A 26,939-nucleotide genomic window follows, 5' to 3' on the forward strand; every position below is an offset into this window, starting at 1 on the left:
ACAAAAGTCACAAAAGAACTAATCACTTAAGTAATTTGAAGTGAGAAGCTTTGTATATAAAAGTTCTAAAGTGTTTAAGCGTAAAGCTTTTGTGGCTTTTGACTTCGCGGAAATGGCATTCATCAACTAACAGGAGATAACCTTCGATTTGTGGTGTAGAATATTATTCCTTGTTATGGATGTCTTTTGCTATCAGTTCTTTATGTTCTATTCCCCATTTCTCAAACTCAAGAATAATAGGTTTCAGCTTATAACCAATTTCTGTTAATTCATATTCAACCCGTGGCGGAACTTCAGCATACACGGTTCTTGTGATGATCTTATCTTCTTCCAGCCTTCGAAGTTGTAGCGTAAGCATACGTTCTGTAATGTTCTGAAGACTTTTCTTCAATTCACCAAATCTCATCTTACCATTAATGAGATAACAGCAGATAGCCAATGCCCATTGTCCACCGACGATATTCGATGCATAAATCTCCGGACATTCATCTGCAAGGGCTTTTTTATTGGCAAAATTGGTTGAGGTTTCCTTTATTTTAGTCATTACTTACATTTTTTATAGTACCCTACAATAGGTTGCTAATGTACGAAATGTAAGTAATGTGTAGTAATTTTGCAGTAGAAATTTAAACATAATGAAGACTTTAGTAATCGTTACCCATCCTGAAATTGAAAAATCAGTCATCAATAAAAGATGGATTGAAGAATTAAAAAAATATCCTGAAAAATATGCTGTTCATCAATTATATGAGGCTTACCCCGATGGTAAAATTAATGTTGCCAGAGAGCAGGAACTTATGGAGTCTTATGATAAAATCGTATTTCAGTTTCCTTTTTACTGGTTCAGCAGTCCGCCCCTTTTGAAACAATGGCTGGATGAGGTTGTTTTATATGGCTGGGCATATGGAAGTAACAGTGGATATAAACTGGCAGGGAAGAAAATGACTTTGGCCGTTACTGCTGGAATTGACGATGAAGAATATTCTGCTTCGGGAAAATATAAATATACAATGAAAGAATTGCTCAGACCTTATGAACTAACCTTTGATTATATTAAGGCACAGTATGAGGACCCATTCGTTTATTATGGCATCGAGCGCGATTCTTCAGATGAGTGGATTGAAAAGAGTTTGCCCATGTATCTGGAGTTTTTGGATGCTCTTTTGGTCAATAACTGTGATCAAGATAAATTGGTCCTTGATAGCTGCCAAGATTCTCTTTAATGTTCATCATTATATCAGGAATATATTCATAGCCACCTTCAAGAAGATGTTCCATTTCATCATGATACAAATAATCAGAGTATTGAAGATAGGTGTTTAGTTGGTTTTCTGTACTGATATGCAGATTGAAAGAGGTATCAAACCGTGAAATATCAAGTGATTTTCTCATTTCCTCTACGTCAGGTGATTTTTGGAAAACAGCTGCTTTAAAAGAAAGAAGAATAAGGTAATCAACCATAAGAAGAAGTTCATCACTGCTTAAAATACTATCAATGGTCAATTGGGGAGAAGTATCAAGAAGTGGAATATAAAATTCCTCAATTCCCATGGTTGTAACTGAAAAGAGTAAGGGAACTTCATAACGGGTAGTCAGATGCCAGATACTGACGAATCCATGATTAGCAAAGATTTCTTCGTCGCCCTCATGATCATTCTGATAATACCAGGTAAACCAATCGAAAAGAGCTGTAAATTCGTCATTTTCTAAGATATAATCTTCTTGCTGAAGTTTTAACATAAGCTTTTCATAGGATATTCCTGAAAATTCTCTCTCGCTTTTCAGAAAATCCCGGAAGGTTCCAAAACTTTTATCAATGACCTCTAAAAATACATCAGGAAGACTTGTATCTGAAATCTTAGGATACAGGTTTTCTCTGATCTTTGTTTTATCCAGTCTGTAAAACTCTATAAATCCACCCATTGTTCTTATTGATATGTGATTTTAAGATAAGTCCTGAAGTTTTATAATTTTTCTTTATTAATATACTTTGCATTGAAAGCATCTAAGTCAATGGCTTGTTCCTGAAAATATTCTTTAAAGGTATCCGAAAGATTTTCATCCTTAAATTTTACAATCGTATATCCACTGTCAAAAGCAGTAATCTCTAAAATGCTTTCCGGAATTGAAAAGTAATGGCTATCCCATACCTTAGAATCTTCAGCGGATACCTGGGAAATATTTATTGGATCAGGCTTGATATGATAGGGAACAGCAGCAATTATCCCCCAAATAATTGAGTTCTGCTATGATAAATCTGCTCAAATTGCTGTTGATTTAAAATAAAAAAATCTTGCTCAAAGTTAATGGGAATATCATCATCAGATAAAAAATCCAGATCAGTCAGAACCCAGTTATGTATTGGAAGATCTTCCCAAATAGGCTTTAAAATCTCCTGTAGGTTAGTATGAAATTTTACTTTTTTTGTACTTCTGATAATCCAGTTCATGTTATTTGCTATTTAAAACCCTGTTAATCCTTTTCTCCGCCTCATCTTTCGTAATTCCATTATAAAAATCATCTACAAAAGGATGTTCATAGCTTTGATGCGGGAAAACAAACGGACGCCCGATGGTATTGTCTACCACAACTGTGGTAGGAATGCTTTCTGAAAAATCATAGTCGGGAAGATAGGTATTAAGCCATCCGAAATATTCAGCTTTGAATTCTTTATTGTCATAATTTTCGACGTATTCAGTATAGCTCTTTTCACTTAATGAAACCCAGACTCCATAATCAAGATCCCTGCAGTCATCGGTAACTTCCTGTATTAAAACAGCCCGAATAAATCTATTGGTTTCTTCAGGGCTCTCAACAATACAAAGATCTGAAGTGAGCTTTGCATTTTTCATTTCTTCGTCAGAAAGGCAAGAGTAAAAATAGGGAGTATTATAAGCTAGAGCAGGCCAGTCTTCTTTTTCTTCGCCACAGCATTCACAGATGTATTTCATGATAAGTTTTTTGTTTTGGGCTAAAATACCTAAAAAATCCTTATCCCACCGTCGGTGTATCCTCTTCCTTCAGTATTTTTTTCTCTTTAATGGTGAGCATCATGCGTTCATACTTATATTTCTCCCAGTCAAATTGGTTCAGGAAATCAAGAGCAGCCTGAAACCCTCTGTTGAAAAGATCTTCTTTCTCTTCCTTTTTCATAAAGAAATTCAGCCAGCTGCTGGTTCCGCAATTAACGGTCTGTATGCTGTACAGACGATAGAAACTATGTTTGGTAAGAAAAACTTTATCATTAAACCCCTGCAAAGTACTGATGATATTTCCGGCATAGCTGAACGGAGTTTTGAGAATTTCCTCACTCGTTTTTCCTCTTTCAGAAAGAAGATCAGAATCACTGGTGAGCTGAACTCCAAAAAGAGGCATCCTTGGATAAAAAACTTCATCTGCGTGAAACAGGTCAATAGGAAAATTGGAAATACTGCCACCATCAATGAAGACTCCTACAGGATTAATATCTTCCTGTTTGGTATTCATCCAGAATTTCCATGCATATTTTACAGAACTGTCATCTTTATTGATTCTCTTCTGAAAAGGTTCAAAGAAAAAAGGAACAGACATGGAAGCTCTCACAAACTCTGCCGGACTGATGTGCTTCAGTTCCTCTTCAGACCAGTATAAATTAGCCATGGTAGGAAGTTCTACCTTTATTTTAGCATTGATATCTGTGGTAATAACAACATATTCAGACCGAAGCAGGTAAAATGGATTGTTTTTATAATAATCATTATTGAGAGCGCTGTCATAGAAAATTTTATATCGGGTGTGGTCAATATGTTCAAGGTTTTTTGCCCTGATTTTTTCAATGCTTTCCAATGTAATGTTATAATATTCCTCTCCGTTTCCATAACGGTAGTTGAGGTTGAGATCGCGCTCCTTTTGTACAAATTTATCATTGAGATTGGCTACCGTTTTAATTCCAAAATTATCCAGAGCTGTTTTCATAGTATTTATAAAAACATTTCCAGGATTAAGCCCACTGTTTTCTTTTCTGAAGTTGTTATATAATTTTTTGATACAGAAAAAAAGAATAATTGCAGGAATCAAAGGGATTAAAAACATTAGTTTGGTGCTCAGTATACTTCCCGGAGATACTGCAAAAGGAATACTGACAAGAATAATGAATAAAATAGCAGCAATGATAGCATTTATTTTAAAGAAATTCTTATTATTCAACATTCCGTGCAGGGTTGTTTTCACATAGGTTTTCCCATCCATAAAATCTGCAAAATCCCAGCTGAACAGAATATCTTTGATCAATTCACTTTTGGGTTCTTCTTTTGTTTTGCAGGCTGCAATAAGGATGGTATTGATCGCTCCGGCACTGGTTCCTGCCACTTTCAAAAAACGGATTCCGAAGATCTCCAGTCCATAAAGGTAACCTACCAATGCACTTCCCCAAACACCACCGCCTTCCTGCACAAATTCTATATACTGATTGCCTTCTGCATCCAACAGGTCAGAAAACTCCTTGGCAGAAATATTTCCGTGCAAAGCAGCAAGTCTGTCTTTAGACGCCTGTGAAAGAGAATTATCTTGCAGAATTTTATTAAGGTTTTCAGTTTTCATAGTCTCTGGTTTTTTTGTCATTGCGAACCGCAGGTGAAGCAATCTCTAAATTACTATTAATTTGGAAACCCTAATACTGCTTTATAGCAAAGATTGGTAATACCTTAGATTTATAACTGGAACATAAAAATCAAAGAATAGCATAAAAATATTACCAGGTTACATTCTCTCAGGTTTCACGGATGAAACATATTTTCACAATCATCTGCATAATCTGTGAAATCTGCGGGAGATAAAATTCAGCAGCATCCTGTTTACCATTGTCTGCGTCTTACATAGATAAACGTACTGATAACAACTAATGCCATGCCTCCTATGGTAAAATAATACCCATATTTATGGTGAAGCTCAGGCATGTTATCAAAGTTCATCCCGTAAACTCCTGCAATAAAGGTGATCGGTAAGAAATAGACAGAATAAATAGCTAAAACCTTCATCACCTGATTGGCTTTCTGGTCAGAAAGTGCCAGAAACATTGAAATAAGGTTGGTAATCTGAATGTTCAGATGGTCAAAATCGGCCACTACATCTTTATGTTTATCTTTTAAATCTACAATTTCAGAATCCTGAAGGTTCAGTAGCTTAAATTTATCAATAGCATCTGTAGAAATAACCAAAACCCGAGAATTCAACCCTGATTTTCGTTTCAGTTTGTATAGTCTTCGGATCTGGCTGGTATGATTTGTATTCTTAAGGAAAATTTCATTCTCAATATTGTCCATGGTTTCCAATAAACTTATAGATTCATCATCAAAGCTTTTCATAATCAATATCGCGATCATTAAAGCTACTTTCTGGGGAGTTACTTCTTCCTGCGTGAGTGTAAGCTTTTTTTTCGTTTCAGAAATACTTCTGGTTTTCATTCTGTGGATGGTGATAATGGTTTTATCCAGAATGAAAATTGCAATTTTTGTACTGATATCGCTAATGGTGTTCAGATTTTTCCTTTCCAGTTCTGTACTTTCACGGAGAAGAAAAAACTTTACATTCCCATCTTCTTCATATTTGGGAAGGTGATTGGGATCTATAGTGTCTTCCAGAAGAAGATTGTTGATTTCGTATCGTTCATGAAGAAATTTCAGGTCTTCTGCTGTAGGAGCCTCTACATCTACCCATTCGCAGTGGGTGCTTCTGTATATTGTATCAATTGGCATAAAGTAAAAATACTAATATTTTGAAATACTATGTTTTAAATAAGTTTATCTTTGCCAAAATTATAAAACTATATGATTAAAAGTACAATAAAAGGTGTGGGATTTTATGTTCCAGATAACGTTGTTACCAATGATGATCTAGCCAAACTAATGACTACCAATGATGAATGGATTACAGAGAGAACAGGCATTAAGGAGCGAAGACACAGAAAAAACAGAAATGATTCTCAGGAAACAGCTGCATACCTGGGATTCAAAGCATCAGAAAAAGCCATTGAAAAAGCTGGTCTAACAGCTAAAGATATCGATTATATTGTTTTTGCAACACTTTCTCCGGATTATTATTTTCCTGGCTGTGGAGTTTTACTTCAGGAAATGCTTGGATGTGATACCATCGGAGCATTAGACGTAAGAAACCAGTGTTCAGGATTTGTATATTCTATGAGTGTTGCCAACGCTTTTATTAAATCAGGAACCTATAAAAATATTCTTGTGGTAGGAGCGGAAGTTCATTCTTTTGGATTAGATTTTTCTGATGAAGGAAGAGGAGTTTCAGTTATTTTCGGAGACGGGGCAGGAGCTGTAGTTCTTTGTGCAACGGAAGATGAAAATTCTGGAGATATTCTGGCCACGAATATGCATTCTGAAGGTAAATATGCAGATGAATTATGTACCCAGTTTCCAGGTTCTAAGTTTGGATGGAGTGACAGGATGAGAAAAGAACCGGAAAATGTAACAGATAAAGAAGTTTATCCTATCATGAACGGAAACTTCGTATTCAAACATGCGGTAACAAGATTCCCGGAAACGATGATGGAGGCTTTGAACAAAGCGGGAAAAACAGTAGAGGATCTTGATATGTTTATTCCTCACCAGGCTAACCTTAGAATTGCACAGTTTGTTCAGCAGAAATTCGGATTGCCGGATGAGAAAATCTTCAACAATATTCAGAAATACGGAAATACAACAGCAGCTTCTATTCCAATTGCGTTAAGTGAAGCGATTGAACAGGGAAAGATCAAAAGAGGTGACCTTGTACTTCTTTCAGCTTTCGGAAGCGGATTTACATGGGGAAGTGTCCTTTTTGAATATTAATTGAGTAAAAGAACAGTTACTTAAAACCATAAAAAAACCGCAGAAATTTCTGCGGTTTTTATTGTATATTTTACCTGTATATTAAAGGCTTTTCAATAACTTCTCAGTATCGGAAGAATCCTGTCCTTCATTTTTTGCCAATTCAATGGATTTTTCTGCCCACATCTTTGCATTTTTTTTGTCACCAATTTTATTGTAAAGATTAGCCAGTGTATCTGTATTGGCATAACTCTGATCTTTCTTTATAGATTCCTGGCCCCATGCTATAGCCTGCTCCAAAGATGCTTTATTGTTTACATTTTCAAAAAAGTTCCACGCAGCAGAATTGAGTTCTGAAGAATTAGCCTTAGAATAGTCTTGGTATATATCTAAAGTTAATTTCTCATAAAGTGCAATATCTTTGTTTTTTAAAGCTCTGCTGGCTTTTAGTTTTTTTAATAATTTTTCTGCATTTTCTTTGCTTACCAATTTCTGAGCTTCAGTAATAAAGTATTGGTCATTCCAGGTTTTAGTATCAGCGTTATAGGCCTTTTTTGAGATGGTATTTATTTGGATGTTCTGATTTAATTTTTCATACTTATCCTCAGGGAGAAATTTTAAAAGCTCTGTTTTTTTCTCCTGGAAAACCTTATATAATGGGCTTTCTGTAGTCTGTATACCGGAAATAAGCAATTGTGCATCATCCTCATCCATGGTAGGTTTACCCTGAAAATAACGGTTCAGGACTTTAGCAGCAAATTCTGAATCATTATAAATGGTAAGCTCTGCCAGATTTTTTAAAAATGCAGGATCTTTTTCTCCTTTTTCAAATTGTTGCTTTAAAGAAGTCAGTCTTTTGTTGGGATTTCCGGCATCCATGGCAAACTGTATGAAGTCTTTCTCTTCAACGTACCCTAATGTTCTGTGGACCGCTTCACCATTTCCATCAATAAATAAATAGGTTGGGAATGCCTTCACATTGTATTTTTTAGCAAGATCAATACCTTCTCCTTTTTCCATGTCAATTTTAGCATTGATAAAATGGCTATTATAATAATCTCCTACATTTTTCAGGGGAAAAATATTTTTTACCATCAGTTTACATGGTCCGCACCATGATGCATAAGCATCTACAAAAACCAGTTTGTTTTCTTTTTTGGCTTTGGCAAGAATAGAAGCAAAGTTGCCCTCTTCAAATTTGATGCCCTGTGCCCATGCTATTGCACCTATAAATAGAGTAGAAAGTATTGCTATTTTTTTCATAAAAAACGTTTTGTTCCCTGCAAATGTAATAAATATGATGACATTTAAGTTAGTCACATTGAAAATAATTATTGAAGAACCTTATTTTTAATACAGGTATAGACTTATATGAAAGAAAACCATCTATTGTTTTGAGATTATTATTAAAATTAATGTAAATGCTAAATTTAGTTAAATGATTAAATTTCAGCAGAATATTTTAATAAAAAGTAAAATATTACTAATTTTGTAAAAAACAAAAAGACACCCTTGAGAAAATGATGAATTATTATAAGAATAATAATTTGTTTTTTTATGTCTAATAATCTATTGAAACTTTTGTTTTTGCTGACTACAGCAATCTTCATATCTGCCCAAAAAAAAAACGACTTCGATCAGGCATGCGAAAGGACTTCCGCTATCATGGCCTATAAAGATCTGCCCAAAGCAATCAAAACTGCCGATTCTCTTTATCTGGCTGCTCATAAGCCATCAGAGAAAGTAAAAAGTCTTATGTTGTCCTCAGAATTGTATCATCATGGCGGAGATCTTAAAAAAGCAATATACTATAGCGAAAATGCCCACTCACTGATTGAACAGACTGACAATACGGAATGGATGTCCCGTGTATGCAGATTACTGGCGAGGCAATATAGACAGGTAGGGTTATACGAAAGAGCAAAAAAATACATTATCAAAGGACTGCAGGCTTCCAGAAAAATTTCCGGTTTTCAGGAAAGTAATGAGGTGGAAGGACTGCTGAATCAGGAGATGGCTTTTTATGAAATGGAGGCTGGTAACTATATGAATGCCATACAGTATGTTGAATTTTCTCTGAAGAATTTTGAAAAAATAAACAGCCAGAATGAAGACAGAACTGAAGCCGCTTCTTATCAGTTATTGGGAGATATTTATTTTAAACTTAATGATTATGACGTTTCTGAAAATTATTACAGAAAAGCTGAAGATTTACTCAGAGCCGGCAGCTGTACATTGGGATTGGTGTATAACGGATTGGGAGGAATTCGCGTAAAGCAGAAGAACTGGAAAGATGCAGAACTATACCTGAAAAAGGCCGAAAAAATAGCTGACACTTCCCGAAGTCTGAAGCTTAAAAAGGCTGTTTATTCCAATATTAATGATTATTACGAAGGAATAGGTGATAATTTTAAGGCATCTTTATATGCTGTGAAATATGTAAGAGCCTATGACAGTATTGCTGCCCGTAACCAGGAGTTTTCTGTAAAATCTAAAGAGGTTTCTGGTAAAATGAGCAACAATGGCCAGATGAATATGGCTAAAAATAGTGCAATCATCATATTGTTTGTTTCCTTAGTCGGGTTGATTATCTTTTTCAGAACAAGGCAGAAAAGACAGCTTTCAAAACTGAGAACTATTATAAGAACTCAGGGAAATATGGCTAATGAAAACAGAATACCATTACTAAGACAACCCTTGAATTCAGAATTTTCAAATATTTCTGTAGAAGAAATAGATGAAAAAGACAGCGAAACAGACCGAAAAAGAAATGATTCACTAATGACTTCTGAAACTGAAGCTAAATTGCTTGAGCTGCTTGAAGAATTTGAAAAAGGTAATCTTTATAACAATAAGGGAATGTCTCTTTCTTTTCTGGCAGGAGAACTTAATACCAATACCAAGTATCTTTCGTATGTCATTAATCAGCACAAAAGTGCAGATTTTAAAACTTATATCAACCGGTTAAGAATCAACTATATTGTAGATAAACTTATCAATGATGAAAAGTACAGGCAATATAAAATCAGTATCCTTGCTGATGAATGTGGCTTTTCTTCACACAGTAAATTTGCAGCAGTATTCAAGGCCGTTACAGATTTTTCACCATCGGCTTATATTAAACATCTTGATGCTGAAAATCAGTCAGATAAAAATGTCTATTTTCGTGAAAACAATAAACAATAAATAACTTTCTATATTCTGTCTTACCATTTTCACGAAAATGGATAACCTATTGTTTTTTGTAAGACAGCTGCAGTCCTATCTTTGCGACAGTGTTACGGGAATGACTACAATTACATCTCATCTATTTTATTCTTTAAAAGAACAGTCTTTTTTTGAAATAAATATGATTCCCCCACAACAGGTCAAACCATGAAACTTCAGATATGGAACACGTGTATATTTCTTTTGATGAAATAGTCACGGTTCCTCTTTTTATCTGCCTAATAAGAAAATATTCGATTAGAATATGATTATACAATATAATCGGGGTTGATTGCCCGGTTTTTTTTCAGTCAAGTTTTTTTAAGTGCAAATCCACAGATATTCTGTGGATTTGCGATTTTATTTAGTTTTGGTACTGTCGGTTTTTGTTTTTGAAGTCTCTGTTGGTGATGGAATAGAATTGGCCACTGCAGAATCACCCATTCTGTTTACTAAGGAGTCTTTGTTGTGGGCATCTTTAAATTCTTCTCTTTTCTCTTTATTCTGAGCACAGCTTCCAAGGAAAAGAAGTCCAAGAACTGCTCCGACCCATAATTTTTTCATATAATACTTTTTGGTGTTATTAATATCAAATATAGTAAAATATTGATATTTTTATCAATAATAGATAGAATCTTTAAATAAAATTATTTTTAGTGTAATTAAAAGGGAGATATTGTTACTTATTATAGAAATACCAATATCAATAACAAATGAAAATGACTGGAAATCTATTATTCAGTGAATCTCTATTTTACTTTAAAAATAAAAATATGGAAAAAGTATTGTATTTAGTAAGCCTGTTGTCTTTCAGTTTAATGTTAAGCCAGAGACCAAAAGAAAACTTGAAAGGGCTTGATCAGGAAATCAATAACATTCTGGATAATTACAAAGCTGTGGGATTATCTGTTGCCATTGTGAAAAATGACAGCATGATTTATTCTAAAGGGTTCGGTTACAGAGACTATGAAAAAAAACTTCCGGTAACTCCCAATACTCTTTTTGGAATCGGAAGCAATACCAAATCATTTACATCTGCCTTGATTGGTATGCTGGAAGATGGAAAAAAGCTGTCAGTTCAGGACAAACCTTCTCAACATATTCCATATCTCACATTTTCTACGGATAGAATGAATAATTTGATCACTATTGAAGATCTGTTGGAACATAGAAGCGGGCTGGGAAGTGTAGATGGAGCTTATATATTTTTCCCTTCAGAAAAGCGAGTAGATTTAATGCAAAAGCTTCCTTTTTTAAAAGAAAACGGTGAGCCTAAAAATAGTTGGAGGTACAGCAATTTCGGATACATTATTTTGGGAACCATTGCAGAACAGCTTAATCATAAAGGTTGGGATGAGCTCATCAAAGAAAAGATATTTGTTCCTCTAAAAATGAATAACAGCAATACATCGATCAATGAAATGATTAAACAAAAAGACTTTTCCTATCCCTATGGAATGTATCAAAAAAGCATTGAAAGAGTATTATTTCAAAAACCTGATAATGATAAGCCAGGAGCAGCGATCAATAGTTCTGCAACAGATATGGCAAATTGGATCAGGCTTTGGCTCAGCTACGGGACTTTTGAAAATCAGGTTGTGCTTTCAAAGAAATATACTACAGGTGCTATGAGTACTAGAACTGTGATTGATGGAGTACCTCCTGTAACTTCAGATCAGAAAAATTTTTTGCTGGGTTATGGATATGGTTGGTTTACACAGATTTTAAAAGGACATTATAAAGTATGGCATTCAGGAGGGGTATCCGGTTTTAGTTCGGCTGTTTTATTGTTTCCTGCAGAAAAATTTGGTCTTGTTGTATTAAGTAATCAACATAACTCAGATATTGCAAGTACGATTGGTAATATGATAGCAATCCGGATGCTGGGGTTGGATAACAATACACCTTATTCTTATGAAATGGAAGTGAATGACATTCTGAAACCTAAAAAAGATATAAGCTCTTCTATTAATGAAAAGAAAAAGCCCACTCATGATTTAGAGGCATATTGCGGGGAATATTCAAATAAAGGATATGGAACTTTTACTATTTCAAAAGAAAAGAATAATTTATACATCACTTTTCCGACATTTAAATTTATTTTGGTTCATCAGCAATATGAATTATTTTCATCAAAAATAATAGAGGAGGTGCCACAACAAATGAATCCTGATTTTGACTTTAACTTCATACTGGATGATAAGGGAAATGTAAACGGTGTCACCATGGATATACAAGGTGGCACAATATTTAAAAAAACAAAATAACAGTTGGAAGATACTAACCAAAAAAAATCTGCAGGGCTTTCATCTGCAGATTTTACATTTTAAATTAAACGTATATAATACTATTTGGCAGGAGATGTTGCCATCGAATCCTTTTTCATCTTAATGCTGTCCGGATTCGTCATTTTTGTAGTCATTGTATCTGTAGCAATGGGTGCTACAGCCCGTGTATTAGTCGAATCACTATTACTGGTAGACATTGATGACTCCTTGGTTCCACAGCTCACTGCAAATAATCCTATTCCGATGGCTGTTAGCAATAACTTTTTCATACAATTTTATTTTGGGGTGTAATAATGAAAAAACAACTATTATTCCTAACGAGGGTTGATAAATCGTAAAATATAGGTAAAATTTGTTAAAAGATGTTAGATAAACTTGAGTTGGAGGGATTGAGAGTCAGAGAGTATGAGAATGGGATTGAATAAAGGGGTTGATGACAAGCAGAATCAGAACCTTGAAATTTAAACATTGGCATTCTCACTCTCAAACGCTAATACTCTCTGACTCTCAAACTTTATCATATCCCAATAAAAAAGCCCCGAAACCGAAATTCCGAGGCTATATTGAAAGAACAGACAAAAATTACTCATTGCCCGTTACTCATTACTTATGATTACCCTAAGTATGGATATTTATAGTCTTTTGGAGAAACAAAAGTTTCTTTTACGCTTCTTACAGACGTCCATCTAAGAAGATTCATTTTAGAACCAGCTTTATCGTTAGTTCCTGAAGCTCTACCGCCACCGAAAGGCTGCTGTCCTACTACAGCTCCTGTAGGTTTGTCGTTGATATAGAAGTTACCGGATGCGTTTTCTAAAGCTTTGTAAGCTTCAGCAATTGCATAACGGTCTTGAGAGAATACAGAACCTGTTAATGAATAAGGAGAAGAAGAATCCACTACTTTAAGAGTCTCTTTCCAGTCCTGATCTTCATACACAAATACAGAAAGAATTGGGCCGAAGATCTCTTCTACCATACTTTCGTATTGAGAGTTTGTAGTTTCGATTACTGTTGGGTGTACAAACCATCCTTTTGAATCGTCACATGTTCCACCAATAGCTACTGTAGCCTCAGAAGATTCATTAGCTCTGGTGATATATCCTTTACATTTTTCGAAAGAATTTTTGTCGATTACAGCATTTACGAAGTTAGAAGTGTCTTCAGGAGAACCCACTTTAATCGTAGACATCTGAGCCTCCATTACTTTTTTCACATCAGCCCAAAGGGACTTAGGAACATAAGCTCTTGAAGCAGCAGAACATTTCTGTCCTTGGTATTCGAAAGCACCTCTTACTAAAGCAGTAGCTACTGCTTCTACGTTAGCAGATGGGTGAGCGATTACAAAGTCTTTACCACCTGTTTCTCCAACGATTCTTGGATATGTTCTGTAGTTGTGGATGTTGTCACCGATCATTTTCCACATTCCCTGGAATACTTTTGTAGACCCTGTGAAGTGAAGACCTGCGAAATCTTTGTGAGCCAATACTTTCTCAGCAGTTTCTTTACCATCTGTAAAGATCATGTTGATAACCCCGGCAGGAAGACCAGCCTCAATTAATACATCCATGATTACTTTTGCAGAATAAACCTGCTTATCAGAAGGCTTCCATACTACAACGTTTCCTAACATCGCCATACAAGTTGGAAGGTTTCCGGAAATAGCTGTAAAGTTGAATGGAGTTACTGCAAAACAGAATCCTTCTAATGGTCTGTACTCTACACGGTTCCAGATTCCGTTGTCAGAAACTGGCTGCTCAGAATACATTTCTGTCATGAACTCTACATTGAATCTTAAGAAGTCAATGAATTCACATGCAGCATCAATTTCAGCCTGGTGTACGTTTTTAGACTGCCCGATCATAGTAGCTGCATTAATTACATCTCTGTAAGGACCTGCTAATAGATCAGCTGCCTTTAAGAAAATGGCTGCACGTTGTTCCCAACCTAGTCCATTCCATGCTTCTTTAGCTGCTAATGCCGCGTTGATAGCGTCATCCACATGCTGCATACCACCTTGGTAATAGAATCCGAAGTCATGAGCATGATCCTGAGGAGACTGAAGCTGTACCTTGGTATCAGTTTTTACTTCCTTTCCATTGATGACCATTGGAACCTCTATCTTCTCAGCCCACATTTTTTTATAAGTGCTGATAAGGCTTTTAACCTCCGGAGATCCCGGTTCATAAGAATTTACCGGTTCGTTTACCGCTAATGGTACTTGCGAAATTGCTTTTGACATATTACGTTTTATTATTTTATTAAATTAAACAAGTAAGTTGTATACAAATTTACGATAATTATAAGGAAAGAAAAAAATCCTGTCTGTTTTTGTGAGATAAACTTTATTGGCCAATAATCATTAGTATATATTATTTTTTTTAGCTTAAATTTTAAAAATATTTAATAGATTTATTTAATCCTTTGTAGAGAAGAAAAATATAGAGTCGTCTGTTGGAATTGTTGGAATTGGGACAATGAAATAGTTGTCATAGTTCATAAAGTATCTTTAAGTGTTGTAAATAAAGGATTTATAAAGAAATGTTAATTTTATATAAAATCGTGTTTGTTGCGATTTTGAACATTTTAAATAATTTTTTTGATAGCCTGTGAATTAAGATTACTCTAATTTTACACCATTATTATCAGACATGAAAAAAAGAGTCCTGTTTTTCTCTTTTGTATTATTTTTCTCAGCTTTATGTGTAGGTCTTCTTACGCATACGGGAAAAACTAAATCATATTCTGATCTTCTTTCAAAAATTCATCTTCTTCAGCAAAAATCGGATCAGCAGACCCAGCCTGAAATATATAGTTTTTCAGACGCGCAGGATGTGCAGGATTCCAATGATTGGGAGAAAGTAAAATTTGATTATTCAGTACTGGCACAGCAGTGGTTCAACTATTTCTTTGCAAAGTATACCTTTAATACTCCGGTTACGGCCGTTCAAAACCGTATTTGTATTACAGCACCAAGGTACATTCTGTATCATGCCCTGCAGATAGCGGGCTGCTAATTTCATTTTACAGTTTTTAATGATTCGTTATGGTTTGTATTTCATAATACAGATCCGTAAACATCATTTTCCCTTTTTACATTTTTGAACCTATTTATTTGCCTTTTGAAAAAGGTGAACAGGATAGTGTTTGTTCAATTTTAAATAAAAATACTATGCACTTAACACCGAGAGAAACGGAGAAGCTTATGCTATTTCTGGCAGGAGAGCTGGCTCTAAAAAGAAAGGCTAGAGGCCTTAAATTAAACTATCCAGAATCAATCGCACTGATCAGCCACTTTTTGCTTGAAGGAGCAAGAGATGGTAAAAAAGTAGCCGAACTGATGCAGGAAGGCGCAAATCTTTTAACTAAAGATGATGTGATGCCAGGTGTGTCAGAAATGATCCACGATGTTCAGATTGAAGCTACATTCCCTGATGGAACCAAGCTGGTAACCGTACACAACCCAATCCGTTAATCCTATTTATTATGATACCAGGAGAAATTTTTGTAAAAGAAGGTACGATCATCTGCAATGAAGGCAGAGAAACCGTAAAAATAAAAGTGACCAATACAGGAGACCGTCCTATTCAGGTAGGTTCACACTTTCACTTTTTCGAAGTAAATAAAGCAATGAGCTTTGACCGCGAAAAAGCTTTCGGAAAGAGACTGAATATTGTAGCAAGTACAGCCGTACGTTTTGAACCGGGAGAAGAAAAAGAAGTGGAATTGGTAGAAATAGGAGGAACCAAAAAAGCAATGGGCTTCAATAACCTTGTTGATGGACAGGTAGATTCTGAAGATCAGAAAAAAGCAAGCCTTGCAAAAATTGAAGAGTTAAACTTTAAAAATCACTAAGATGAGCTTACACGTAGACAGAAAACAATACGCCAATATATTAGGTCCTACTGCCGGAGATAAAATCAGACTGGGGGATACTGAAATCATTATTGAAATTGAAAAAGATTTCACCCATTACGGAGACGAAGCTGTTTTCGGAGGTGGTAAAACCGTACGTGATGGTATGGGGCAGAATGTTACTGCTAAAAGAGATGAAGGAGTTCTTGATCTTTGTATCACAGGTGCCGTTATCATCGATCACTGGGGAATCGTAAAAGGGGATATCGGGATTAAAGATGGTAAAATCGTAGGAATCGGTAAAGCTGGAAATCCTGATACAATGGACGGTGTATCTCCGAACATGATCATCGGTGCTTCTACTGAAGTTCACGGTGGAAAAGGATATATTGTGACTGCCGGAGGTATTGATACCCACATTCACTATATCTGCCCACAGCAAATTGAAACTTCTCTGTACAGTGGAATCACTACTATGATCGGAGGGGGAACAGGACCGAATGACGGAACCAATGCTACAACAGTAACTCCTGGTAAATTCAATATGCAGAAAATGCTTGAAGCAGCAGAAGAATATCCAATGAACTTAGGCTTTTTCGGAAAAGGAAACTGTTCTGCAGAAGAGCCTATTGAAGAGCAGGTGGAAGCAGGGGCATTAGGCGTAAAAATCCACGAAGACTGGGGAGCAACGCCTGCAACGATTGATGCTGCATTAAAAGTAGCTGATAAATATGACGTTCAGGTAGCCATCCACACCGATACTTTAAATGAAGGAGGTTTCCTGGAAGATACAATGAGAGCGATCAACGGAAGAGTCATTCACACGTTCCACACAGAAGGAGCAGGTGGAGGACACGCACCGGACATCATCAAAGCGGCGATGTATCCAAACGTATTACCTGCTTCTACAAACCCTACGCGTCCTTACACGATCAATACCATCGATGAGCACTTAGATATGCTGATGGTTTGCCACCACTTAAGCAAAAACATCCCTGAAGATGTGGCATTCGCAGACTCACGTATCCGTCCTGAAACCATTGCCGCAGAAGATATCCTTCATGATATGGGAGTTTTCAGTATTATGAGTTCGGATTCTCAGGCAATGGGAAGACCAGGAGAAGTCATCACAAGAACCTGGCAGACAGCAAGCAAAATGAAGGAGCAGAGAGGTGATTTAGCTGAAGATCAGAATAGCGGAAACGATAACTACCGTGCAAAAAGATATGTAGCTAAATACACGATCAACCCAGCAATTGCACACGGTATTTCTGAATATGTAGGGTCTCTTGAAGAAGGGAAATTAGCGGATTTGGTGATCTGGAAACCAGCATTATTTGGAGTTAAACCGGAAATGATTGTCAAAGGAGGATTTGTAATCGCTGCTAAAATGGGAGATCCGAATGCCTCTATTCCAACGCCACAACCGGTGATCTATAGAAATATGTTTGGGGCTCATGGAAAAGCAAAATACGGTATTTGCGCCAACTTTGTTTCTCAAATCTCTATTGATAACGGAACAATCGCTTCTTATGGATTAGAAAAAATGATCCTTCCGGTGAAAAACTGTAGAAATATTGGAAAGAAAGACCTTATCCATAACGATAAGACCCCTTTAATTGAAGTGAATCCTGAAAACTATAAAGTAACGGTAGACGGTGAATATATTACTTGTGAACCGGCAGAAACACTTCCTTTAACTCAGTTGTATTACTTGTTCTAAGATAAATTCTATTAATATAACCTAACAGGTTTCAACAACCTGTTAGGTTTATTCAACGACAAAAAAAATTTATCAGGCAATATTTTAAAACAATTATAGAACTAAGTTTAGAATGAAATATTTAAATAAAACAGTTTTTTCTCTTGCTGTAGCCGGGATGTCTTTGCTTTCGGGTCATGTAAATGCTCAGTTTTTGGGTGGACACAGGCTGAAGAGCGATGAAGACGGACCAAAAGGTCAATTTATGATGTATGGTTCATTGGATTACTCAAAGGTTACTACCCCTACGAATAGCAGCAGTACCGTTTCCAGTGCACCATTGGGAGTAGGATACTTTATCAATAATAATGACCTTGTCGGGGTTAATTACGCTTACTCTCAAAATTCTGTGAATCATAATGTGGTGTATAAGCAAAATGAGGCCGGAATCTGGTATAGCCCTTCACTAATGCTTGGAAAATACTTTGTACTGATCGGGCAGATAGATGCACATTATGTTTGGGGACAGCAGCAGGCAGCAACAGCGGATGCAATGCAGAACTTTAATGGATTCCGCATCCGTGCTTACCCTTTGATCGGAATCTTATTAGGTGGCGGTTGGGCCTTGAAATTCAAGTTTGCTGAGCTTTCAATGCTTCAGACTAAAACGAAAGAAGAAGGCTGGACGAAGAGCTATGTAGCGGGACTTAGTGGCTCAACATTCGGGGTGGGTATTTCTAAAAACTTTGACTTCAGAAAAAAATCGGCTAAAGATGATAATTAATCAGACCATAGGCAATCTCACCGAAAATCCTACAGAAAAGAATATAGATTATCTGGATCTTGAATGGTTTGAAACCACAAAAAGAATCCAGCGCAAAAAAACCAGAAATGGAGTAGATGTTGCCATCAAGTTTCTTAAAGAAGGGCAGCGTTTGCGTGAAGGAGATATTCTTTTTGAGGATGCAGAAAAAGTAATCGCGATCAATGTCCTGGAAACAGAAGCGATCGTAATGGTTCCCGGCTCTTTACTGGAAATGGGAACAGTATGCTACGAAATAGGGAACAAGCATATTCCGCTTTTCATTCAGGATGATAAAGTATTGCTTCCTTTTGAAATGCCGATGTTCAGATGGCTGGAAGCAAGTGGTTTTAAACCGGAAAAGCAATCCGTAAAACTGCTGAATCTCCTTAAATCCAATGTAGAACCTCACGGACACGGAAGTCTTGGCTCTACAATTTTTACCAAAATCTTAAAAATGGCCGCTCCGAAAGATGAATAATATAAACATAAACTTTTTATCAGGACTGCTTCATCTGGCTGATCCTACGCTTCCTATCGGGGGGTATACCCATTCCAACGGACTTGAAACCTATGTACAGGAAAGAATCGTTCATAATGCAGAAACAGCGAAAGAGTTTGTACAGAACATGCTTCAGTATAATCTTAAATTCAATGACGGTGCTTTTGCAAAACTCGCTTATAAAGCAGCAGAAAAAGGAGATTTACAGGCACTTTTGGATCTCGACAATGAGTGTAATGCCATAAAATGTCCTAGAGAAATCCGTCAGGCCAGTCAGAAACTGGGGTTGAGATTAATAAAAATATTCAAAAGGAGAGAAAGTTTCCCTTTTATGGAGGCATTTGAAAAAGCAGTTCAAAATAAAGAAGCTAATTCTCATTACTGTATTGTCTTTGGAGTCTATGCTTATTTAATGAAAATTCCTTTATACGAAGCATTGCTGGGATTCTACTACACTTCTGTTGCCGGAATGATCACCAATGCCGTAAAGCTGGTACCGCTGGGACAGCTTGATGGGCAAGATATCTTATTCGCTCTATATCCTGTCATGGAAAAAACTGTTTGGGAAACTATGGAACTGGACAGAGATATGATAGGACTTTGCAATACAGCCTTTGATATCAGATGTATGCAGCACGAAAGGTTGTATTCAAGACTTTATATGTCGTAATACGAAAAGATAAAAAGGGAAAATGAATTGAATGTAAATAACATTTGCTGAGTGAAGCGCCCTTGCGATCTTAAAATATTCACAATCAAAAAAATCTTAGCGCTCTCAGCGTTAGAAAAATAAAAACAAAGCAAAAATTTAGAAAAAATGGAAAACAGAAAATATATAAAAGTAGGAGTAGCAGGACCTGTAGGGTCAGGAAAAACTGCATTACTGGAACGTTTAAGCAGAAAATTATTCGGGAAATATGATCTTGGAGTAATTACCAATGATATTTACACTAAAGAAGATGCTGAGTTTATGGCTAAAAACAGTCTTCTTCCTCATGACAGAATTATCGGAGTTGAAACAGGAGGCTGTCCTCACACGGCGATCCGTGAAGATGCCAGCATGAACCTTGAAGCAGTAGATGAACTGGCAGCCCGTTTCCCTGAAATTGAACTGGTTCTTATCGAAAGTGGAGGAGATAACCTTTCAGCAACATTCAGCCCGGACCTTGCAGACGTTACTATTTTCATTATTGACGTTGCAGAAGGAGAGAAAATCCCTAGAAAAGGAGGTCCTGGTATTACAAGATCAGACTTGTTAATCATCAATAAAATTGACCTTGCCCCGTATGTAGGAGCCAGCCTTGAAGTTATGGAGAACGATGCCAGAAGAATGAGAAAAGGAAATCCTTTTGTTTTTACCAATCTTAAAACAGATGAAGGGTTGGATAAAGTGATCGGATGGATTAAAAAATACGCTCTTTTAGAAGAAATTGAAGAACCGAACTTAGTAAGATAAATGGATAGTCGTTTAAATATTATTGCAGGATTCAAGGGTGGAGAATCTTATGTGAAAGATCTTTATGTCTCGCTTCCTTTCAGAGTAGTTTCTGTAGGGCAGAGAAAAAGTGACAAAAAGCTCTATCAGATGGTGATGAGCTCCTCCCCGGGAATTCTGGATGGTGACCATTACCATTTGGATGTAGCCCTTGAAAAAGGATCTTCCCTTCAATTGCAGTCGCAGTCATATCAGAGACTGTTCAATATGGAAGACAAGGCTGTTCAGGAACTGAATGTAACCATGGAGGATGAAACCTCTTTCGCTTACGTTCCGCATCCTATTGTTCCACATGAAGATTCTAATTTTAAGAGTAAAGCTAATGTTCATATCGGGAAAAACAGCCAGATCATCATCAGTGAGATTATTACCTGCGGAAGGAAGCATTATGGAGAGGTTTTTAAGCTGAGACGTTTTCAGAATCTTATGGAGATCTATCATAATAACAAACTGGTAGTAAAGGATAACGTAGTAATTCAGCCTGGCTTGATTCCGATAAGTAGTATTGGTAACCTGGAGCAATATACCCATCAGGGAACTCTGATTTTCTACAGCACAAAGGAAAATGTAGATAAAAACGGATTGATTGAAGAGATCGTTGAAGCCGCAGCACAACATATTGAAGAGATGGAAGTAGGAGTTTCAGCTATGGAAGATAACGGATTTGTAGTAAGAGCCTTAGGGCATGGGGGAGAATTGATGTACAACTTCTTCCTGCATGTTCAGGAAATCCTTTGGTCACTGGAGTAAAAAGGTAGCTTTGAGAGCCTTGTCAAGGTTTTAAACCTTGACAAGGCTGGAATTGGAAGAAAATAATATTGTTTTAACGGACATTGTCACCATTCAATAGAAGCGGGCTTTAGCCCGCATAAATAAAAAGAAATCTTCCACTGGCTTTAGCCAAAACGTAATAAGAATCTGAAATAACAGAATTAATAGAAAATGGACAGTACAGTTTGGGCATTACTTTTAAGTGCCGTTTCAATAAGTTTTATACACACGGCCTCAGGACCGGATCATTACCTGCCCTTCATCGTGATTTCAAAATCCAAAAAATGGAGCGGAATGAAAACCGCAGTATTAACAATGGTTTGTGGGCTTGGACACGTCCTGAGTTCCCTGGTACTTGGTTTTATCGGAGTGTTTCTGGGCTGGCAGCTGAATAAAATCTCCTGGTTCCAGGACATCAGAGGAAATTTCTCAGGATGGGCATTGCTGATCTTTGGTGGAGTTTACTTAATCTATGGTTTGATTCAGGCCATAAGAAATAAACCTCACAAGCATTTTGATGTGATGGGAGATGATGTTTATGTGTATGAACATAATCACAGTGAAGTCGTAATGCCGCAGACCCGAATAAAAGTAACCCCGCTTGTCCTTTTTATGATCTTTGTAATGGGGCCAAGTGAACCATTAATTCCTTTATTATTCTATTCGGGAGTTAAACATTCTATGTCTGAAATCGCAGTTCTGGTAACCTCATTTACTGTTACTACTGTTTTAACAATGCTTGGAATGGTGCTTTTAGGACGTTATGGCTATTCAACATTATTCAATACCGAAAAGCTGGAAAGATATATGGGAGTCGTAAGTGGCGCTGTGATAACAGTCTGCGGAGTTGGGATGGTCTTTCTGGGCTGGTAAAGAGGTTTGAGGGTTTTAGAGTAGGAGAGTAAGAATGTTTAAAGTTCAAGGTTTGAAGTTTAAGGTGACCATCTTTTCACTGATGATTTCCCATTCATTATTCACTTGCGAATCAAAATTGACTATTGAAATCTAAAACTAAAATGTCTCTCATCTCTTCGTCTATTATCTTTCATCTCTATCCATAATCTCCAATTTATTTCCAATCAATAATACAATTTAAAAAAACTATGGACGAATTTTTCAAAAAAATACCCTTTTTAGACAATGTTTTAAAAGGAATCGGGCAAATTATGCTTCAGGAAAACAGATGGACCGGACTTCTGTTTCTGATAGGAATCTTTATGGGAAGCTGGCAGTGCGGAGTTGCAGTATTGCTTTCAACAGCAGCCGGAACCTTTACAGCCATGAAGCTGAAATATAATCAATCTGAAATCAATGCAGGATTATACGGTTTCAGTGCTGCACTTGTGGGAGTGGCGTTGGCTTTTTTATTCGAAACAACAATTTTAATTTGGATACTTATCTTATTGGGAGGAGCATTAGCAGCTGTTATTCAGAATTTCTTTATCCAAAAGAAAATCCCGGTGTTTACTTTTCCTTTTATTATCATTACATGGATATTGGTATTTGCTTTACACCATTTCACTCATATTCCGCCATCAGCAATGTTGAGCGCTGAGGTAATCCCATCAAAATATGATGATTTTCTTACCTGTACCAATGGTTTTGGAGAGGTAATATTCCAGGGTGGAGTACTTTCAGGAATGATTTTCTTCCTGGCAGTTTTCATCAGTTCACCCATTGCTGCTTTATATGGATTGGCGGCATCTATTTTGGGTGCAGGGCTGTCACAGTTGAATGGTGAACCTATCAAAGAAATCCACATGGGATTATTCGGATTCAACGCCGTTCTTTCGGCTATTGTATTTGCAGGAGTGAAAAAAAGAGATGGTTTATGGGTGCTTATCGCCGTTTTTTTAACGATTGTCATTGATGATCTTCTTATCGATAATCATTGTCTGGATGTAGTGGGTGGAGTATTCACATTCCCATTCGTAGTAGGAACATGGATCACTCTTTTGATTCAAAAGGTATTTCTTAAAGCAAAAGTATAGACTTGGTTTGAGGGTCTGAAGGTTCTAGAGTTTGAGAGTTTTAGGGTTTGAGAGTAAGAGGGGTTAAAGTTCAAGGTTGTCATCCTTTCACTGGTAATTGGCAATTCACCATTCACTTGCGAAGCAAAATTGACCATTGAATTTTAAGACTAAAACATCTATCATCTCTTCGTCTATTATCTATCATCTCCCTCTAATTTATAAACGTAACAAAACAAAAAATGAAAATAACTAAAATAGCAGCCGCTTTTCTTGTCATGGCATTCAGTGGAAAAATGATGGCGCAGGAAGCAGAAAAGCAGTTGCAGATCAAAGATGCAGATGACAAATTTCCTATTGCAGATGCATTGGTAAAATATGACCACGGAAATACCCACACACATACAGGAACAGATGGTACTTTTGCAGTTCCTGTGAAATCACTTCCTGATACATTGGTGATCAGCCGTCAGGGATATGATGAGGTAAAATGGGTGGTTACCAATGAAGATGATAAAAATAAAGTTTTTTTTTTACAGCATAAGCCATTTCAGATCTCCGAAGTAGCCATTAATCACAGCTCCTTTTTATCGGCCATTACAAAGGTGGATCTGAATAAATTTCCGGTGAATTCAGCACAGGATTTATTGAGAAAAGTACCGGGTTTATTTATTGCGCAACACGCTGGAGGAGGAAAGGCTGAACAGCTTTTTTTAAGAGGATTTGATGCTGATCACGGAACCGATGTAAGCGTAAATGTAGACGGAATGCCGGTGAATATTGTTTCCCATGCTCATGGACAAGGGTACTCTGATCTTCACTTTGTGATTCCTGAAACGGTAAATAATATAGATTTTGGAAAAGGAGCTTATTATATGGACCGTGGAGATTTCAATACTGCCGGATATGTCGATTTTCAAACGTATAACGGATTGAAAAATAGTATGATTAAACTTGAAGGTGGCTCGTTCAATTCAAAAAGAGTATTGGGAATGTTCAATATTCTGCATGATGATCTGGGAAGGAAGAATGCTTATATCGCTGCTGAATACAATTATACCGATGGACCTTTTGATGTAAAACAAAACTTCAACAGGGTAAATATTTTCGGAAAGTATAACCAATGGATTACCGATAACGATTATTTCAATATCCAATTTTCAACATTCAACTCCTCATGGAATGCTTCCGGTCAGGTTCCGGAACGTGCAGTGAATGAAGGAATCATTGGAAGATGGGGCAGTATAGATCCTACTGAAGGCGGAAAAACTTCCAGAACAAACCTTCAGATGAATTTTAAGCATATTATTTCGCCATCTGAACAGATTGATGCAATGGCTTTCTATTCAAAATATAACTTCAACCTGTATTCTGATTTTACATTTTTCTTAAAAGATAAAGATCACGGGGATGAAATCCAGCAGACCGACGGAAGAAACATCTATGGAGCCGAGGTAAAATATACCAAAAGTTTCTCCCTTCCCAACAGTTCATTAAACTGGACTTCCGGAATTGGGTTGAGAAACGATGATATTAATACCTTACAGCTAAATCATGTTTATCACAGAGATATGCTTCTTGACAGACTGTCTGATGTGAACGGAACAGAAACGAATCTCCATGCCTATTCAGGGTTGGTTTGGAAAACAGGAAAATGGACGATCAATCCGGCGGTAAGGGTAGATCATTTTATCTTCAATATGCATAATCTGCTAGATCCTGAACAACTGCCTTCCGGACAGTCAAAAGAAGCAACGAGAGTGAGCCCTAAACTGAACTTCTCCTATGCGCAGAGCGATAATGTAATGTGGTTCCTGAAAACAGGAATGGGATTCCATTCCAATGATATGAGAGTAGTAGTGACCAATAAAAACGAAAATACTCTTCCATATTCTATCGGAGCTGATTTCGGAGTAAGATTACACCCGTTCAAATCACTGATCATTACCCCTGCTGTGTGGTATATGGATCTTCAGCAGGAATTTGTATATGTAGGAGATGATGCGGTAGTAGAACCCTCCGGAAAGTCAAGACGTTTCGGTGCCGATCTGGGAATCCGTTTCCAGCCATTGGAGAACTTTTACCTGAATGCAGACATCAATTATTCTCATGCAAGATTTATGGAAGAGGAAAAAGGACAGGATTATATTCCGCTGGCTCCGGTAGTAACCAGTACAGGATCTGTAAACTGGGACTTCCTGAATGGGTTTTCTTTAGGTCTTCAATACCGTTATCTTGGGGAAAGACCGGCAGTAGAAGATAACAGTATTAAGACAAAGGCTTATTTCGTGAATGATCTGGTACTTTCTTACAACCGTCAGAAATGGGGGGCGAATATTCAGGTCAATAACCTGTTCAATGTAAAATGGAATGAAGCTCAGTTCGCCACAGAAACCCAACTGAAAGGCGAAGCAGAACCTATCACAGACCTTACCTATACCCCGGGAAGCCCGTTTGGAGTAAGAGTGGGAGTGTACTATAAGTTCTAGAGTGGGAGTGTTTGAGAGTAAGAGGGTTTAATTCTTAGGGTTTAAGCGCTATTTTCAAATTAACTCATTCTCAAATTTTTAAATCCTCTTCGCTCTACTTTATAAATTTTGTCTAACTTTAATTTATCATAATATCAGAATGGAAGTTTTATCCAATTTTCAATATAAAAAGCTTTTTCTACCTAATATCACGGAGAAAATATTAGCTAATAACGCAGATATACAGCTTTACCGGATAGAAAATTACCTTAAGGGGATCTTGATGCCTGTCATTCCGTACCGTACCACGTTTAACTTTATTATTTTCGTTACGAACGGACATATCAAACAGTATCTTGAAAATAAAGAATATCACGCTGAAAAAGGCGGAGTGATCTTTATTAAACAGGGAACCATTACCGCTACCGTAGAACTTTCTGATGATATTGAAGGTTTCTTTCTTGCCTACGAAAATAATATCCTCTCCGAGCAGGAACTACCCAAGCATAAAAGCAGTATTTTCTTCATGACTCCTTTCCTGAATCTGGATAGCCTGACCTATGGAACGATTACCCAGCTTCTGCCGATCATGGAACAGGAACTATGGCTGAGTAATCTGAATATTAACGATGTTGTAGTCACTATGCTTCATCTGATTCTGATCAAAATGCTGAGCACAGATTCAGATACCCATCATAAATCTGCCACAAGGCCGATGGAGTTATCACTCCAGTTCAGGGATCTTTTATTCAAGTATCATGTGGGTGAAAAAAGAGTAGCATTTTATGCTGATAAATTGTCTGTAACAGAAAGTTATCTGAATAAATGTGTTAAAAGTGTGACCCAAAAGTCACCGAAACAATGGATCAACGAGATTGATATCAATTACAGTAAAGCATTACTGCATTCCAGTAAAGATATTGCAGAAATTGCTTATGAGTTAAATTTCCACACCGCATCTCATTTTACCCAACTTTTCAAAAAAATTGCAGGAATTACGCCGAAGGATTACAGGACTCAGTTTTTGAGTAATAGAGTTACAGGATAGGCTGGAAGCTGGAAGAAGGATGCTGGAA

General features: G+C 36.8%; 27 protein-coding genes. 17 read left to right on the forward strand and 10 right to left on the reverse strand.

What is annotated here, in order from left to right; translation table 11 throughout:
• Positions 1 to 163 precede the first annotated feature (163 nt).
• Positions 164 to 544 carry a winged helix-turn-helix transcriptional regulator gene (locus WH267_RS21455; protein WP_123318349.1) on the reverse strand — a complete coding sequence of 127 codons (381 nt, stop codon included), beginning with the start codon at positions 542 to 544 and terminating at the stop codon, positions 164 to 166.
• A gap of 91 nt (positions 545 to 635) precedes the next feature.
• On the opposite strand from WH267_RS21455, the gene WH267_RS21460 reads away from it, so the two are divergent.
• On the forward strand, positions 636 to 1,223 hold the full coding sequence (locus tag WH267_RS21460; RefSeq protein WP_340010870.1) for an NAD(P)H-dependent oxidoreductase: 588 nt from the start codon (positions 636 to 638) through the stop codon (positions 1,221 to 1,223).
• On the opposite strand, the gene WH267_RS21465 is transcribed toward WH267_RS21460, so the two are convergent.
• The 5 genes from WH267_RS21465 to WH267_RS21485 all read right to left on the reverse strand — a co-directional run bounded on the left by WH267_RS21465 (position 1,168) and on the right by WH267_RS21485 (position 5,732).
• On the reverse strand, positions 1,168 to 1,923 hold the full coding sequence (locus tag WH267_RS21465; RefSeq protein ID WP_340010871.1) for a hypothetical protein: 756 nt from the start codon (positions 1,921 to 1,923) through the stop codon (positions 1,168 to 1,170). The two genes, WH267_RS21460 and WH267_RS21465, sit on opposite strands and share 56 nt — an antisense overlap.
• Before the next feature lie 298 nt (positions 1,924 to 2,221).
• Positions 2,222 to 2,449 (reverse strand): hypothetical protein, encoded by a 228-nt coding sequence (locus tag WH267_RS21470; RefSeq protein WP_340010873.1) that lies wholly within the window; start codon positions 2,447 to 2,449, stop codon positions 2,222 to 2,224.
• Position 2,450: 1 nt separating this feature from the next.
• Entirely contained in the window at positions 2,451 to 2,951 is a 501-nt protein-coding gene (locus tag WH267_RS21475) for a DUF2199 domain-containing protein (protein ID WP_340010875.1), read from the reverse strand.
• Between the two features lie 40 nt (positions 2,952 to 2,991).
• A complete protein-coding gene (locus WH267_RS21480; RefSeq protein ID WP_340010876.1) occupies positions 2,992 to 4,578 on the reverse strand; it encodes a patatin-like phospholipase family protein in 1,587 nt (528 codons plus the stop codon).
• Between the two features lie 254 nt (positions 4,579 to 4,832).
• Positions 4,833 to 5,732, reverse strand: a complete 900-nt coding sequence (locus WH267_RS21485; protein WP_123318355.1) for a magnesium transporter CorA family protein — start codon at positions 5,730 to 5,732, stop codon at positions 4,833 to 4,835.
• Positions 5,733 to 5,804: 72 nt separating this feature from the next.
• Here WH267_RS21485 and WH267_RS21490 point away from each other — a divergent pair, with 72 nt between their 5' ends.
• Entirely contained in the window at positions 5,805 to 6,827 is a 1,023-nt protein-coding gene (locus WH267_RS21490; RefSeq protein WP_115971177.1) for a 3-oxoacyl-ACP synthase III family protein, read from the forward strand.
• An 81-nt stretch (positions 6,828 to 6,908) separates the two neighbouring features.
• Here the strand turns inward: WH267_RS21490 and WH267_RS21495 are convergent, their stop codons facing one another.
• Positions 6,909 to 8,069: a thioredoxin family protein gene (locus WH267_RS21495; protein WP_340010879.1), complete on the reverse strand. Its 1,161-nt coding sequence runs from the start codon at positions 8,067 to 8,069 to the stop codon at positions 6,909 to 6,911.
• A 294-nt stretch (positions 8,070 to 8,363) separates the two neighbouring features.
• On the opposite strand from WH267_RS21495, the gene WH267_RS21500 reads away from it, so the two are divergent.
• Positions 8,364 to 9,992 carry a tetratricopeptide repeat protein gene (locus WH267_RS21500; RefSeq protein ID WP_340010880.1) on the forward strand — a complete coding sequence of 543 codons (1,629 nt, stop codon included), beginning with the start codon at positions 8,364 to 8,366 and terminating at the stop codon, positions 9,990 to 9,992.
• A gap of 381 nt (positions 9,993 to 10,373) precedes the next feature.
• Here WH267_RS21500 and WH267_RS21505 read toward each other — a convergent pair whose 3' ends face one another.
• On the reverse strand, positions 10,374 to 10,577 hold the full coding sequence (locus WH267_RS21505; RefSeq protein WP_340010882.1) for a hypothetical protein: 204 nt from the start codon (positions 10,575 to 10,577) through the stop codon (positions 10,374 to 10,376).
• 209 nt (positions 10,578 to 10,786) lie between these two features.
• Here WH267_RS21505 and WH267_RS21510 point away from each other — a divergent pair, with 209 nt between their 5' ends.
• Positions 10,787 to 12,280, forward strand: coding sequence for a serine hydrolase (locus tag WH267_RS21510; RefSeq protein ID WP_340010884.1), 1,494 nt, complete (start codon positions 10,787 to 10,789; stop codon positions 12,278 to 12,280).
• An 80-nt stretch (positions 12,281 to 12,360) separates the two neighbouring features.
• Here the strand turns inward: WH267_RS21510 and WH267_RS21515 are convergent, their stop codons facing one another.
• Both WH267_RS21515 and pruA read right to left on the reverse strand, forming a co-directional pair.
• Entirely contained in the window at positions 12,361 to 12,570 is a 210-nt protein-coding gene (locus tag WH267_RS21515) for a cytochrome C551 (protein WP_340010886.1), read from the reverse strand.
• A gap of 344 nt (positions 12,571 to 12,914) precedes the next feature.
• The gene (gene pruA / locus WH267_RS21520; protein WP_340010888.1) at positions 12,915 to 14,540 is read right to left on the reverse strand and encodes an L-glutamate gamma-semialdehyde dehydrogenase; all 1,626 of its coding nucleotides are present in this window, start codon (positions 14,538 to 14,540) and stop codon (positions 12,915 to 12,917) included.
• Between the two features lie 409 nt (positions 14,541 to 14,949).
• Between pruA and WH267_RS21525 the strand changes: the two genes are divergently transcribed.
• The 13 genes from WH267_RS21525 (at position 14,950) to WH267_RS21585 (ending at position 26,911) form a co-directional block, all read left to right on the forward strand.
• Positions 14,950 to 15,315, forward strand: a complete 366-nt coding sequence (locus WH267_RS21525; protein ID WP_115971184.1) for a hypothetical protein — start codon at positions 14,950 to 14,952, stop codon at positions 15,313 to 15,315.
• 155 nt (positions 15,316 to 15,470) lie between these two features.
• Complete coding sequence (ureA, locus tag WH267_RS21530; RefSeq protein WP_047387758.1) at positions 15,471 to 15,773, forward strand: urease subunit gamma; 303 nt, start codon at positions 15,471 to 15,473, stop codon at positions 15,771 to 15,773.
• 11 nt (positions 15,774 to 15,784) lie between these two features.
• Complete coding sequence (ureB, locus tag WH267_RS21535; protein WP_115971185.1) at positions 15,785 to 16,153, forward strand: urease subunit beta; 369 nt, start codon at positions 15,785 to 15,787, stop codon at positions 16,151 to 16,153.
• A gap of 1 nt (position 16,154) precedes the next feature.
• Positions 16,155 to 17,876: an urease subunit alpha gene (ureC, locus tag WH267_RS21540; protein ID WP_115971186.1), complete on the forward strand. Its 1,722-nt coding sequence runs from the start codon at positions 16,155 to 16,157 to the stop codon at positions 17,874 to 17,876.
• 112 nt (positions 17,877 to 17,988) lie between these two features.
• Complete coding sequence (locus WH267_RS21545; RefSeq protein ID WP_340010890.1) at positions 17,989 to 18,639, forward strand: hypothetical protein; 651 nt, start codon at positions 17,989 to 17,991, stop codon at positions 18,637 to 18,639.
• On the forward strand, positions 18,629 to 19,138 hold the full coding sequence (gene ureE / locus WH267_RS21550) for an urease accessory protein UreE (protein ID WP_115971188.1): 510 nt from the start codon (positions 18,629 to 18,631) through the stop codon (positions 19,136 to 19,138). Before WH267_RS21545 ends, ureE begins: the two co-directional genes overlap by 11 nt.
• A gap of 1 nt (position 19,139) precedes the next feature.
• Complete coding sequence (locus WH267_RS21555) at positions 19,140 to 19,829, forward strand: urease accessory protein UreF (protein WP_340010931.1); 690 nt, start codon at positions 19,140 to 19,142, stop codon at positions 19,827 to 19,829.
• A 147-nt stretch (positions 19,830 to 19,976) separates the two neighbouring features.
• Positions 19,977 to 20,615, forward strand: a complete 639-nt coding sequence (gene ureG, locus WH267_RS21560; RefSeq protein WP_045499433.1) for an urease accessory protein UreG — start codon at positions 19,977 to 19,979, stop codon at positions 20,613 to 20,615.
• Positions 20,616 to 21,404 (forward strand): urease accessory protein UreD, encoded by a 789-nt coding sequence (locus tag WH267_RS21565; protein WP_340010893.1) that lies wholly within the window; start codon positions 20,616 to 20,618, stop codon positions 21,402 to 21,404.
• Between the two features lie 192 nt (positions 21,405 to 21,596).
• A complete protein-coding gene (locus WH267_RS21570) occupies positions 21,597 to 22,298 on the forward strand; it encodes a hypothetical protein (RefSeq protein WP_340010895.1) in 702 nt (233 codons plus the stop codon).
• Positions 22,299 to 22,528: 230 nt separating this feature from the next.
• Positions 22,529 to 23,416 carry an urea transporter gene (locus tag WH267_RS21575; RefSeq protein WP_340010897.1) on the forward strand — a complete coding sequence of 296 codons (888 nt, stop codon included), beginning with the start codon at positions 22,529 to 22,531 and terminating at the stop codon, positions 23,414 to 23,416.
• Positions 23,417 to 23,637: 221 nt separating this feature from the next.
• Positions 23,638 to 25,884: a TonB-dependent receptor gene (locus tag WH267_RS21580; protein WP_340010898.1), complete on the forward strand. Its 2,247-nt coding sequence runs from the start codon at positions 23,638 to 23,640 to the stop codon at positions 25,882 to 25,884.
• 139 nt (positions 25,885 to 26,023) lie between these two features.
• Positions 26,024 to 26,911 carry a helix-turn-helix domain-containing protein gene (locus WH267_RS21585; RefSeq protein ID WP_123318368.1) on the forward strand — a complete coding sequence of 296 codons (888 nt, stop codon included), beginning with the start codon at positions 26,024 to 26,026 and terminating at the stop codon, positions 26,909 to 26,911.
• Positions 26,912 to 26,939 lie beyond the last annotated feature (28 nt).

Source organism: Chryseobacterium sp. MYb328 (genome assembly GCF_037572595.1).
Classification (GTDB): domain Bacteria; phylum Bacteroidota; class Bacteroidia; order Flavobacteriales; family Weeksellaceae; genus Chryseobacterium; species Chryseobacterium pennae.